Genomic DNA, 12,790 nt, shown 5'->3' with positions numbered 1-12,790 from the left:
GGCCTCTCGCCGCCCTACCGCTGCATCATCGCGCTTTCCTTGCCGCACAGGAAGAAGACCTTCGAATAAACCTTCAGCAGCGCGTCGGTCAGCGCCTGGACCTCCGGACTGCCCATCGCGCGCGGCTTCGCCGGATCGACATGCAGCACACAACTGTCCTTGACGTCGTTGAAGGCCGCCAGCGCATGGATGCGGTCGGGGCGGAACTCGTCGGGGAAGTTGTCGTCCATCAGCCAGAAGCACTGGAAGTTCCGGCAGGATTGCGGCCGCTCCTCGTAGATCGAGCAGCCCTTGCCCTGGTCGCACGAGGCGCACCACTTGGCGGAGGGCTTCTTCAGCTCCGGCACGCCCATCAGCTTGCAGCACAGGGTGCATTCACCGCAGGTGCGGTCCGACATCGTAAACTCCACTCGTGACTGTCAGAGGCAAGCCGGCGTCGGCAGCGCCATGCGCTCGTCCTCGGCCACCAGCAGGCGTTCCACCGCTTCCGGCGGAGCCGGGCGCGCGAAGTGAAAGCCTTGTGCGTACTTGCACTGGATGCCGCGCAGATACACCGCTTCGTCCGCGGTTTCCACCCCTTCCGCCACGGCGTCGAGCCGCAAAATGGTGGCAAGCCCGGCGATCACCTGGACGATGGCCGCACTGCCGTCCCCTGTCGACAGGGCGCGGATGAAGCTGCGGTCGATCTTCAGCGTGTCGACGGGGAACCTGTGCAGGTAGGCCAGCGACGAATAACCGGTGCCGAAATCATCGATCGACAGCCGGACATCCATGTCGCGGATGCTCTGCATCAGCAACCGGCATTCGTCCGGCTTCTCCATCAGCACGCTTTCCGTCAACTCCAGCTTCAGGCTGGATGGCGGCACCGGCAACTCGTCGAGCAGGTCGCGCACCAGCCCCACCATATCGTCGTCGCGGAACTGGCGGAAGGAGACGTTGACGCTCATGAACAGGGGGGCGGGGCGGGGGAAGCGCCTCTGCCAAGCGGCGAGCTGCCGGATCGCTTCGACCAGCGCCCAACGGCCCATCGGTGCGATGAGCCCGGTTTCCTCCGCAAGCGGGATGAACTCGCCCGGCGGCACCAGCCCGCGGTCGGGATGGTTCCAGCGCATCAGCGCCTCGAACCCGGCGATGATCCCGGATTCCAGATGCACGATCGGCTGGTAATGCAGGCAGAACTGCCCCTGCTCCAGCGCTGCGCGAAGATCCGCCTCCATCCGCATGGCGTTCATCGCCTGCCGGCGCAGGTTGGCGTCGAACACGTCGAGCCGGGCCCGGCCACCGCTCTTGGCGCGGTACATGGCAAGGCTGGCGTCGCGTAGCATGTCCTCCGCCCGCTCATAGCCGGTCTGGCTCAATGCCACGCCGATCGAGGCGGTGAGGACGAGGTCATGTTCCTCCAGCGCGATCGGGCGGCAGATCGCGCGCGCCATCCGTTCGGCCGTCTCAAGCGCCTCGCCCGCATCGTCAAGCCCGTCCAGCAGCACGCCGAACTCGTCCGCCGACAGGCGGGCAAGCGTGTCGCCAACCCGGCGGCTGGCGTCCAGCCGTTTGGCGACCAGGCGCAGCACCCGGTCGCCAATACTGGTGCCGAAGGCATCGTTGATCGACTTGAAGCGGTCGAGATCGATGATGAGGGCGGCGAAGGGCTGCGCCCCGGCCCGCCTGTTGCGGTCCAGCGCCTGTCCGATACGGTCGAGCAGCAGGGTCCGGTTCGGCAGGCCCGTCATCGTGTCGTGCACGGCGTCGAAGAGCAGTTGCTGTTCCGCCTTCTTCCGTGCGGTGATGTCGGTCATCGACCCGGCGATGCGGACCGCGCTGCCCGCCTCGTTGCGAACCGCGAGTCCGCGCACCAGCATCCACATCTCGTCGCCGGGCTTGCGACGGATGCGGAACTCGTGCTGCAGGTGGGGGCGCTCACCGCTCAGGTGGAGGTTGATCGCCGTGCGCAAGCCGTCGAGATCGCCGGGCAGCACCCGCTGCAGCCACTCGTCGACGGTGTCGGCGAGCTCCGCCTCCTCGAAGCCCAGCATCGCCTTCCAGCGCGGCGAGTAATAGACCTCGCCGCTGTCGAGGTGCCAGTCCCACAGGCCGTCGGCGGCGCCGGCGGCGGCCAGGGCATAGCGTTCCTCGCTCTGGCGCAGGCGCTGCTCGGCGGTCTTCCGGTCGGTCACGTCGGCCTGGCTGCCGACGAGCCTTACCGGCTTGCCGTCGGGGTCGAGCACGGCGATGCCGCGGCAGGCCATCCAACGGATCACGCCGGCGGCATCGTGCATCCGGTACTCCACCTGGAACGCGGCATCGCCCTCGGAACCGGGCGACCGGCCGAGCCGGTCGATGGCATCGGTGACGATGCATCGGTCTTGCGGGTGGATGCGGTCAAGCCATTCCAGCGGATGGTCGCCAAGGTCGCCCGCGGACAGGCCGAGAAGGGAGGCCCAGCGTGGCGAGTAATAGATCCGGTCGGTGAGGAGATCCCAGTCGTAGAGCCCGTCATTGCTGGCAGCGGCCGCCAATGCGTAGCGTTCCTCGCTGCGGCGCAGTTCCCGCTCGGCGTGCTTGCGGTCGGTGATGTCCGCAACAGAGCCGACGAGGCGGATCGGCTCCCCGGCGTCGTCCATCACCGCCATCCCGCGACAGACCAGCCAGCGCCACTCCGTCTGCCCGTCGTTCGGCATGCCGCTGCGACGGACGCGGTGCTCGATCTGGAACGGGACGGTCAATCCGACCATCTGCGCCTCGAAAGACGCGTGCAGCCACTCCACGTCCTCGGAATGGACAAGGGAGAGCCAATCGGCCGGCCGGTTCGCGTCACCCGGAGGCAGGCCGAGGAATTCCTTGAAGCGCGGGGACAGATACAGCGTGTCGCTGCGCAGGTCCCAATCCCAGACGCCTTCGGAGCCGGCTTTTTCGGCCAGCAGGTATCGGTCGATGTTGGTGTTCAAGACCCCTCGTCGGCCCCCACGTCTGACCCGGTGCCGCAGACCCGTGCCGGCCGGCGATCGGCGGAAAGCCCGCCCGCGGATGCTGGCGGGATGTTCCGCCGTCGGATGAACGAACCTAGGGCCTCCTTGGTGAAGAAAAAATAAAGGTGCCGGTCGGTGCTGCCCGGAAAGCGCAAGCGATCGGTTCCATCGGCGAAATTTTTTCCTATATTAGGATACATCGCCAGCCGCCCTCCCGTCCGACTCTTCAGTGCCCGCCATGGAATGGACCGACCAGGGAATCGTCCTGTCCGCCCGCCCGCAAGGGGAGGGATCCGCCGTCGCCACGCTGTTGACCCGCGAGCACGGACGCCATGCCGGCATGGTCATGGGCGGGCGCTCGCACCGCATGCGGGGAGTGCTGGAACCCGGAACGTTGGTCGCCGCCCGCTGGCGGGGCAGGTTGCCCGAGCATCTCGGGCACTTTACCCTGGAGCCGGTGAAGGGCTATGCCGCCGGTTTCTTCGACGACGCGGCGGCGCTGGCGGCGCTGACCAGCGCCTGCGCGCTGGTGGAGGCGGCCCTGCCGGAGCATGAACGGCATCCGGCGCTGTTCGACGGGCTACTGGCATTGTTCGGGCTGCTCGACGGAACGGCCTGGGCCGAGGCGTATGTCCGCTGGGAGATCGGGTTGCTGGCGGAGCTCGGATTCGGCCTCGACCTCGATCGATGCGCGGTGTCGGGTGCCAATGATTACCTGGCCTATGTCAGCCCGCGCACGGGACGTGCGGTGACCGCTTCGGTGGGGGAACCCTACCGTGACCGGCTGCTGCCCCTGCCGGATTTCCTTGCCGGCCGTGGCGGCGGCGGCCCGGCGGCCGTGGCGGACGGGCTTCGCCTGACCGCCCATTTCCTCGAACGCCACGTCCTGAGCGGGCCGTTGCCGCCGGCCCGCGAGCGACTGAGAGAACGTTACGCGAACGCGGTAGCGCGTTCCGACCAAGTCTGGTAGACCCCCGCTATGAAGCCGCAAGACCCTGCCTCCGAAATTCTGGAAAAGCCGCTCGCCGATGCGCTCGGTGAGCGGTATCTGAGCTACGCGCTGTCGACGATCATGTCGCGGTCGCTGCCCGACGTGCGCGACGGCCTGAAGCCGGTGCACCGCCGCCTGCTCTTCGCCATGAGCCAGTTGCGCCTGGAGCCGACGACGCCGCCCAAGAAGTCGGCCCGCGTCGTCGGCGACGTGATCGGCAAATTCCACCCGCACGGCGACAGCTCCGTCTACGACGCGCTCGTGCGCCTAGCGCAGGACTTCGCCGTCCGCTACCCGCTGATCGACGGGCAGGGCAACTTCGGCAACATCGACGGCGATAACGCCGCGGCGATGCGGTACACCGAAGCCCGCCTGACCGAGGTCGCCAAGGCGCTGCTGGAGGGAATCGACGAGGACGCGGTCGATTTCCGGCCGACTTACGACGGCGACGGCGACGAGCCGGCGGTGCTTCCCGCCAACTTCCCCAACCTGCTGGCCAACGGTTCGAGCGGCATCGCCGTGGGCATGGCCACGAACATCCCGCCCCACAATGTCGGCGAGATCTGCGATGCGCTGCGCCACCTGATCAAGCACCGCGACGCCGCGATCGAGACGCTGGTCAACTTCATGCCCGGCCCCGATTTCCCAACCGGCGGCGTGCTGGTGGAGTCGCGGGAGAACGTGATCGATGCCTACCGCACCGGCCGCGGCGCCTTCCGCCTGCGCGCCCGCTGGGAGGTGGAGAAGCTGGGGCAGGGCACCTGGCAGATCGTCGTCACCGAGATCCCCTACCAAGTGCAGAAGGCCCGGCTGGTCGAGAAGATCGCCGAACTGCTGCTGGCCAAGAAGCTGATCCTGCTGGACGACGTGCGCGACGAGTCGGCGGAGGACGTGCGCCTCGTCCTGGTGCCTAAGAACCGCAATGTGGATCCCGAGGTGCTGATGGCCTCGCTGTTCCAGGCGACCGACCTGGAGATCCGCTTCTCGCTGAACATGAACGTGCTGGGGGCCGACAACGTCCCGCGGGTGATGAACCTGCGCGAGGTGCTGCAAGCCTTTCTCGACCACCGGCACGAGGTGCTGGTCCGTCGCTCCAACCACCGGCTGAAGCAGATCGACCACCGATTGGAGGTTCTGGGAGGCTATCTCGCGGCCTACCTGAACCTGGACGAGGTCATCCGCATCATCCGGGAGGAGGATGAGCCCAAGCAGGAACTCATCCGCGCCTTCACCCTGACCGACGTACAGGCCGACGCCATCCTCAACATGCGCCTGCGCAACTTGCGCAAGCTGGAGGAGATGGAGATCCGGCGCGAGCACGAGACGCTGACCAAGGAGAAGAACGGCCTGCTGGAACTGCTCGGCGACGAAACCCTGCGGTGGAAGCGCATCGCCGACAGTGTGGCCGAGATCAAGAAGAAGTTCGGCGGCGGCTCGCTCGGCAAGCGGCGCACCGACGTCGCCGATGCTCCTGCGGTGATCGAGGTTCCGTTGGATGCGCTGGTGGAGCGCGAGCCGGTGACGGTGATCTGCTCGGCCAAAGGCTGGATCCGCAGCGTACGCGGCCACCTGACCGATGCCGAAGCCGAGGACGTGAAGTACAAGGACGGTGATTCACGCGGCTTCATCGAGCGCTGCGAGACGACCGACAAGCTCCTGGTCTTCGCCAGCAACGGCAAGTTCTACACCATCGGCGTCGACAAGCTGCCGCGCGGCCGCGGCTTTGGCGAGCCGGTGCGCCTGATGATCGATCTCGGCAACGACGTCGACATCGTCGACCTGTTCCGCCACCAGCACGACCGCGTCCTGCTGGTCGTTTCGGAGGACGGGCGCGGCTTCCGGGTCGAGGAGACCGAGGTGCTGGCCCAGACCCGCGCCGGCAAGCAGGTGCTGAACCTGGAGGACGGAAAGTCCGCCCGCATCTGCAAGCCGGTCACCGGCGACACGGTGGCGATCATCGGCAACAACCGCAAGCTCCTGGTATTCCCGCTCGACCAGGTGCCGGTGATGACTCGCGGCAAGGGCGTGCAGCTCCAGAAATACAAGGATGCCAGCGTCGCCGACGTGAAGACCTTCGTATTGGCCGACGGCCTGGCTTGGCGGAACGGCGAACGCAAGTTCTGTGTCAGCGACCTGACCGGCTGGATCGCCGACCGGGCGGGGCAGGGCAAGATGCCGCCGAACGGTTTCCCCAAGAACAACCGCTTCACCTGAGGGGCCAGCCCCGACGCCGTGCCCGCTTCTTTCGACGCTGGAAAGGAGCGGGCGGGGTGCCAGTCGGAGGCGTGGTATTTTCTCCCCGCCATGTGTCGTCCGCGGCTTCTCGTCGCAGCGTTAAACCACTGAAATACTATATTCAATTCCCGTTCTGACTTGATCAGAACCATTTGCTTCCTGCATAATCCGGACAGCAAAAGAAAGCTGGGACGGATCGGCTGAAAAGCCGGCGGCAAGCCCGGATGGATGGGAGGAGCGCACAGCAGCGTTGGGAAACCGCGTGAAGGTAGCCGGCCATCCCCGTGGCGCAGCCGGTCCGCGGTTTCTCAACGATGCCCTGGCAGTGTCGACCGAATGTGCACCCCCGGAAGCAGTCCCTCTTTCTTCGCTCGCGCGCCCGACCGGCTGTCGGCGCGATGAAAAGAACGCATAACAGAAAATGAACAAGGGAGCTTCTGGATGAAACGTCGTGCATTTCTGACCTCCGCCGGTGTGGGCGTCGCGGCCAGTACGCTCGCGGCCCCCGCCATCGCGCAGAGCAGCAGCAACCCCGAGATCAAATGGCGTTGCGCCTCCAGCTTCCCAAAGAGCCTCGATACCATCTATGGCGGTGCGGAATTCGTGGCGAAGCGCGTCGCGGAACTGACCGACGGCAAGTTCCAGATCCGTGTCTTCGCGGCGGGCGAGATCGTGCCGGCCCTCCAGGTGCTGGATGCCGTGAAGGACGGCACGATCGAGTGCGGCCACACCGTCTCCTATTATTATGTCGGCAAGGACCCGACCTTCGCCTTCGACGCGGCGATGCCGTTCGGCCTGAACGCACGCCAGCAGAATGCCTGGATGACCCATGGTGGCGGCAGGGAGCTGATGGCGGAGTTCTTCGCCGGCCACAATCTGGTCGCGATCGGCGCCGGCAATACCGGAACCCAGATGGGCGGCTGGTTCCGCAAGGAGATCAAGTCGATCGAGGACCTGAAGGGGCTGAAGTTCCGCATCGGCGGCTACGCCGGCACCATCATGGCCAAGCTGGGCGTCGTGCCGCAGCAGATTGGCGGCGGCGACATCTATCCGGCGCTGGAGAAGGGAACCATCGACGCCGCCGAGTTCGTCGGCCCCTATGACGACGAGAAGCTCGGTTTCCAGAAGGTCGCCAAATACTACTACTATCCCGGGTGGTGGGAAGGCGGTCCGCAGGTGTCGATGCTGTTCGGCAAGGAGAAGTACGACGCCCTGCCGCAGACCTACAAGGCGGCGCTGCAGGCGGCCTGCGCCGATGCCACCCTGGACATGCTCGGCAAGTACGACGTCCAGAACATGACCGCGCTGAAGCGTCTTGTCGGTGCCGGCACGCAGCTCCGGCCCTTCCCCAACGAGGTGATGCAGGCTTGCTACCAAGCCGCCATCGAAGTGTATGAGGAGGAGGCGGCCAAGAACGAGAAATTCAAGAAGATCTACGACGCCTGGAAGAAGTTCCGCGAGGAGGAGTATCTGTGGTTCCGCGTCGCGGAGTATAGCTTCGACCGCTTCGTCTATGCGGCGCCGCCCCTTGAAGGGAAGAAGAAGTAAGGCGCCTCCACTTGCCCCCACCCTCCGTTGTCCAGCGGGGCAGGGTGGGGGCAAAACCCTCGGATCAAACCTCGATCACCAGCCCGTCATACGCGGGCTCGACATTTGGCGGCAGCATCCGCATCAGGCTGTCGTAATCCATCGTGTTGTCCATATGGGTCAGGTAGGCCCGCTTCGGCCGCACCCGCTCGATCCAGGACAGCGTCAGTTCCAGATGTGCATGCACCGGGTGGGGCGGTTCCAGCCGGCCGCAATCGACCACCCAGACGTCGATGTCGGCCAAGGCCGCGAAGGCATCCTCGTTCAGCCGCACCACGTCTGTGGAATAGGCGAAGTTGCCGAGACGGTAGCCGACCGTCCGCATGTAGCCGTGATCCTGCTCGAACGGCGCCACCGTCAGCCCCTTCACGTCGAAGGGTCCCGAGAACCGGAGAGCGTTCAGCACCGGACGATAGAAGGGGTAGCCGGAGGGCAGCGGGTCGAAGCAGTAGGGGAAACGAGCCTCGATGTCGCGCAGATGCTCGTCCCAGCCATAGGCATCGATGGGGGCATGCATCTGGCGGCAGACCTCGCGCAACTCGTCGATGCCATGGCAATGGTCGGCGTGCTGGTGGGTCCACAGCACGGCATCCAGCCGCGAGCATCCGCTGTCGAGAAGCTGCTGGCGCAGGTCGGGAGACGTGTCGATCAGGACGGCGACGCCGCCCTGCTCCACAAGGACCGACGGGCGCATGCGCCGGTTCCTGGGGTTGGCCGGGTCGCAACGGCCCCAACTGCCACCCGGGGTGCCGGAGATTACGGGCACACCGCGCGAGCCGCCGCAGCCGAGGATGGTGACGCGCATCGGATCACCCAAATCGCGATTGGGGGATGCGCCGGCCACCGTCATGCGGCCGCCTTGTCGAACAGGCGGAAGAAGTTCTCGGTGGTGATGCGGGCCAGTTCCTCCGCCGACACCCCCTTCACCTCGGCGACGCAAGCCGCGGTGTGGGCGACATAGGCGGGCTCGTTGCGCTTGCCGCGGAAGGGAATCGGCGCGAGGTAAGGGGCATCCGTTTCGACCAGGATGCGGTCAAGAGGCACGTCCTTCACGATGCCCCGCAGGTCCTCGGACTTCTTGAAGGTGACGATGCCCGACAGCGACAGCGTGAAGCCGTACTCCAATGCCTCTTCCGCCAGCTTGCGGCCCGAGCTGAAGCAATGCAGCAGGCCCTTCACCGGCTGGCCGGACGTCTCCTCCTTGACGATGCGCATCGTGTCGTCGTCGGCATCCCGGGTGTGGACGATCAGCGGCAGGCCGGTTTCCAGGCTGGCGCGGATATGGCGGCGGAAGCACTCCTGCTGCTGGTCGCGCGGGCTCTTGTCGTAGAAATAGTCGAGCCCGGTCTCGCCCAGTCCGATCACCTTGGGGTGCCGCGACAGCTCGACCAGCTTTTCCGCCGTGGTGACGGCGAACTCCTCGGCCGCCTGATGCGGATGGACGCCGACCGAGCACAGGACGTCCTCATAGCGCTCCGCCACCGCCAGGATGCGGTCGAAGCGGCTGATGTAGGTGCAGATCGTGACCATCCGGCCGACCCCGGCCTGCCGGGCGCGGTCGACGACCGTGTCCAGCTCCTCGGCGAAGTCGGGGAAGTCGAGATGGCAATGGCTGTCGACGAGCATGCGGGAACTCAGGCCTTCGGTTCTTCGACGTAGCGCGGGAAGACGCCCTGCGGCGTCGGCAGCGGCGTGCCGGCGACCAGTGCGCCGGTCGAGCCGAGCGTGCCGAAACCGCGGGCATCCGGTCCCAGCGCCAGAAGATCGAGGATCCTGGCGGAGGCGTCCGGCATCACCGGCTGGGTCAGGATGGCGAGATGGCGGATGGTTTCCGCCAGCACGTACAGCACGGTGGCCATGCGGGCCGGGTCGGTCTTCTTCAGCGCCCAAGGGGCCTGTTCGTCGACATACCGGTTGGCGTCGCCGACCACCGCCCAGATGGCATCCAGCGCCTTGTGGAAGGACTGCGCCTTGATCTCGGCACGCACGATGTCGAGCAACCCGTGGGCGGAGCCGAGCAGCGCGTTGTCGGCGGCGGTGAACTCGCCCGGCACCGGCACCGCGGCGCCACAGTTCTTGCCGATCATCGACAGGACGCGCTGCACCAGGTTGCCGTAATCGTTGGCGAGGTTGCCGTTGATCCGGTTGACCATCTGCTTGTGCGAGAAGTCGCCGTCATTGCCGAACGGCACCTCGCGCAGCAGGAAATAACGGGTCTGGTCGAGCCCGTAGGTTTCGACCAGCGTCTCCGGCGCGATGACGTTGCCGAGAGACTTCGACATCTTCTGGCCTTCGATCGTCCACCAGCCGTGGGCGAAGACACGGCGTGGCGGCTGCAGGCCGGCGGCCATCAGGAATGCCGGCCAATAGACCGCATGGAAGCGCAGGATGTCCTTGCCGACCATGTGCAGGTCGGCCGGCCAGTACTTGGCGTAGTCGCGGCTGGTGTCGGGGTAGCCGACCGCGGTGATGTAGTTGGCGAGCGCGTCGAGCCAGACATACATGATGTGGGCGTCGTCGCCCGGCACCGGGATGCCCCACTTGAACGTGGTGCGGCTGACCGACAGGTCCTTCAGGCCCGACTTGACGAAGGCCATCACCTCGTTGCGCTTGCCGGCCGGGGCGATGAAGTCCGGGTTCTTCTCGTAGAACTCGATCAGGCGGTCCTGCCAAGCCGAGAGGCGGAAGAAGTATGACGGCTCCTCCACCCATTCGCACTCGGCACCGGTCGGCGCGATCTTCCGGCCGTCGGCGTTGGTGGTCAGTTCGTCCTCGCCGTAGAAGGCCTCGTCGCGGACCGAATACCACCCGGCGTAGGAGCCGAGATAAATCTCGCCCTTCTCCTTCAGCACGGTCCACAGCGCCTGCACCGACTTGACATGGCGCGGCTCGGTGGTGCGGATGAAGTCGTCGTTGGAATAGTTCATCAGCGACACGAGGTCGCGGAAGTTCTTGGAGACGCGGTCGGTGAATTCCTGCGGCGGGATGCCCGCCTTCTCGGCCGATTTCTCGACCTTCTGTCCGTGCTCGTCGGTGCCGGTTAGGAACTTCACGTCATAGCCGTCGAGACGCATGAACCGGGCGAGGACGTCGCAGGCAAGGGTCGTGTAGGCGTGTCCGATGTGCGGCACGTCGTTCACGTAGTAGATCGGCGTCGTCAGATAGTAGGTCTTCGGCCCGGCCATTTGCGGCACTTTCTTCCAGTAGGTTTCCCGGCGAGTCTCAAATAACGCTAGGCGGCAGCCGTTTCCAGCGCCGCCAGGGCGTTCAGGACCACCTGCTTGCGGTCCAGGTTCGCGGATTCCGCGCGAGCGAAAAGGCGTTGGACCTTTTCCCACACCTCCACCCAACGTTCAAGGCCGCGGGCATTGGCCAGACGGGTCATCAGGGCAGCCTCGCCGGGCACCACCTCGGCCGGCCAGGCGCCGCGGGCGAGCGACCGGGCGAAGCGGGCGAGCCACCAGACCAGCAACTCCGTTGCCGTCTCGTAGAGCCCGTCGTCCTGTTTGCGGGTCAGCTTGTCGCCGAAGGCGTGGGCGGCGGCGATGTCGAGGCGCGGCAGGTCGGACAGCAGTCCGACCATCTCGCGGTAGAGCGCCAGCCCGCCGGCGTCCGCCAGATCGATGGCGCGGCCGACGCTGCCCTCGGACAACCGGGCGAGCGCGGGACGATCCTCCTCCGCGATGTCGGGGCGGTGCTGTCCCAACAGGCCGACCACCGTCGCCTCGTCCAGCGGGTTCAGCGTCAGCTTGCGGCAGCGCGAGCGGATGGTCGGCAGCATGCCGCCGGGGTTGTCGCTGACCAGCAGCAGCAGGGCGCCGGGCGGCGGCTCCTCCAGGATCTTCAGGATGGCGTTGAGGCCGCTGAGGTTCATGCGGTCGGCGCCGTCGATCACCGCGACGCGCCAGCCGCCTTCCGCCGAGGTGCGGCGCAGGAAGGGACCGATCTTCCGGACGTCGTCCACCGCGATGTCGCGCTTCAGGCGGCCACGCTTCTCGTCGCGCTGGCGTTCAATGGTCAGCAGGTCGGCATGGCCGCCCGACGCCACCCTCCGGAACACCGGATGGTCGGCGGAGAGCTGGAGCGTCGCCGCCGGCGCCGCACCGCCGAACAGGCTGTCGCCAGGCGGTTCCTGGGCCAGGACGAAGCGGGCGAAACGGAAGGCCAGCGTCGCCTTGCCGATGCCGGGCGTGCCGCCGATCAACCAGGCATGCGGCAGGCGGCCGGAATTCCAGGCGTCCAGAAGCAGTTGTTCGGGCTCGTCATGGCCAACGAGGTCGGCATTGCGGCGTGGTGCCAGCGCCTCGTCGACGGCAGCGGGTTCGGCACCCGCGGTGCGCGCCTTGCTCATGGCGCAAGGTCCAGGCGGGCGGCGACCTCCGCCCGGATCCGCGCCTCGACGCCGTCGGCGTCGGTGTCGGCGTCGACGACGGCGCAACGCTCCGGCTCCCGGCGCGCGATGTCGAGGAAGCCTTCGCGCAGGCGCTGGTGAAAGGCGCGATCCATCCGCTCATAGCGGTCCTCGCCGCCGGGACGGGCAGCGGCCCGCTTCAGGCCGGTCGCCACGTCGATGTCGAGGATCAGCGTCAGGTCGGGCCGGAAATCGCCGAGCGCCGCCCGCTGCAGCGTCTCCACCAGGCCGCGGCCCAGCCCCAGCCCATAGCCCTGGTAGGCCATGGTGCTGTCGAAGAAGCGGTCGCAAAGCACCCAGCGCCCGGACTCCAGCGCCGGCCACACCGTGCGCTCCAGATGGTCCCGGCGGGCGGCGGTGTGCAGCAGCGCCTCGGTCACCGGGCTCCAGCGGCCGGTCTCGCCGGTGACGAGCAGGCCACGGATCTCCTCGGCCCCCGGCGAGCCGCCCGGCTCGCGCGTCGTCACCACGTCGATGCCGCGGGCCGCCAGCGCAGCGGACAGCCGGCGAAGCTGCGTCGACTTTCCTGCGCCTTCGCCGCCTTCCAGCGTGATGAAGCGGCCGCGGACGGCCGGGGAGGTGCCGGTCATGCCCTTGGGT

At 66.8% G+C, this 12,790-nt stretch carries 10 protein-coding genes; 3 read left to right on the top strand and 7 right to left on the bottom strand.

The window, feature by feature from the left end:
* Positions 1 to 14: 14 nt before the first annotated feature.
* The gene (locus tag J2850_RS07205; RefSeq protein ID WP_209980179.1) at positions 15 to 398 is read right to left on the bottom strand and encodes a hypothetical protein; all 384 of its coding nucleotides are present in this window, start codon (positions 396 to 398) and stop codon (positions 15 to 17) included.
* A gap of 21 nt (positions 399 to 419) precedes the next feature.
* Positions 420 to 2,945, bottom strand: coding sequence for a sensor domain-containing protein (locus tag J2850_RS07200; RefSeq protein WP_209980178.1), 2,526 nt, complete (start codon positions 2,943 to 2,945; stop codon positions 420 to 422).
* A 259-nt stretch (positions 2,946 to 3,204) separates the two neighbouring features.
* Between J2850_RS07200 and recO the strand changes: the two genes are divergently transcribed.
* The 3 genes from recO (at position 3,205) to J2850_RS07185 (ending at position 7,740) form a co-directional block, all read left to right on the top strand.
* Complete coding sequence (gene recO / locus J2850_RS07195) at positions 3,205 to 3,936, top strand: DNA repair protein RecO (protein ID WP_209980177.1); 732 nt, start codon at positions 3,205 to 3,207, stop codon at positions 3,934 to 3,936.
* Positions 3,937 to 3,945: 9 nt separating this feature from the next.
* The gene (parC, locus tag J2850_RS07190; protein WP_209980176.1) at positions 3,946 to 6,171 is read left to right on the top strand and encodes a DNA topoisomerase IV subunit A; all 2,226 of its coding nucleotides are present in this window, start codon (positions 3,946 to 3,948) and stop codon (positions 6,169 to 6,171) included.
* A gap of 462 nt (positions 6,172 to 6,633) precedes the next feature.
* Positions 6,634 to 7,740: a TRAP transporter substrate-binding protein gene (locus J2850_RS07185; RefSeq protein ID WP_209980175.1), complete on the top strand. Its 1,107-nt coding sequence runs from the start codon at positions 6,634 to 6,636 to the stop codon at positions 7,738 to 7,740.
* Positions 7,741 to 7,804: 64 nt separating this feature from the next.
* Here the strand turns inward: J2850_RS07185 and J2850_RS07180 are convergent, their stop codons facing one another.
* From J2850_RS07180 to tmk, 5 genes are read right to left on the bottom strand one after another with little or no spacing between them, the layout of a single operon-like run.
* Positions 7,805 to 8,629 (bottom strand): MBL fold metallo-hydrolase, encoded by an 825-nt coding sequence (locus J2850_RS07180; protein WP_376981095.1) that lies wholly within the window; start codon positions 8,627 to 8,629, stop codon positions 7,805 to 7,807.
* A complete protein-coding gene (locus J2850_RS07175; RefSeq protein WP_209980173.1) occupies positions 8,626 to 9,405 on the bottom strand; it encodes a TatD family hydrolase in 780 nt (259 codons plus the stop codon). The genes J2850_RS07180 and J2850_RS07175 overlap by 4 nt, the downstream gene beginning before the upstream one ends.
* A gap of 8 nt (positions 9,406 to 9,413) precedes the next feature.
* Positions 9,414 to 10,973, bottom strand: a complete 1,560-nt coding sequence (gene metG, locus J2850_RS07170) for a methionine--tRNA ligase (RefSeq protein ID WP_209980172.1) — start codon at positions 10,971 to 10,973, stop codon at positions 9,414 to 9,416.
* Between the two features lie 38 nt (positions 10,974 to 11,011).
* Positions 11,012 to 12,130: a DNA polymerase III subunit delta' gene (locus J2850_RS07165; RefSeq protein WP_209980171.1), complete on the bottom strand. Its 1,119-nt coding sequence runs from the start codon at positions 12,128 to 12,130 to the stop codon at positions 11,012 to 11,014.
* Positions 12,127 to 12,780, bottom strand: coding sequence for a dTMP kinase (gene tmk, locus J2850_RS07160; RefSeq protein ID WP_209980170.1), 654 nt, complete (start codon positions 12,778 to 12,780; stop codon positions 12,127 to 12,129). Before tmk ends, J2850_RS07165 begins: the two co-directional genes overlap by 4 nt.
* Between the last annotated feature and the right edge of the window lie 10 nt (positions 12,781 to 12,790).

It is taken from the genome of Azospirillum picis (genome assembly GCF_017876115.1).
Taxonomy (GTDB): domain Bacteria; phylum Pseudomonadota; class Alphaproteobacteria; order Azospirillales; family Azospirillaceae; genus Azospirillum; species Azospirillum picis.
Note: the sequence above shows the minus strand (reverse complement) of the source record. Positions and strands in the feature narration are given on the sequence as shown.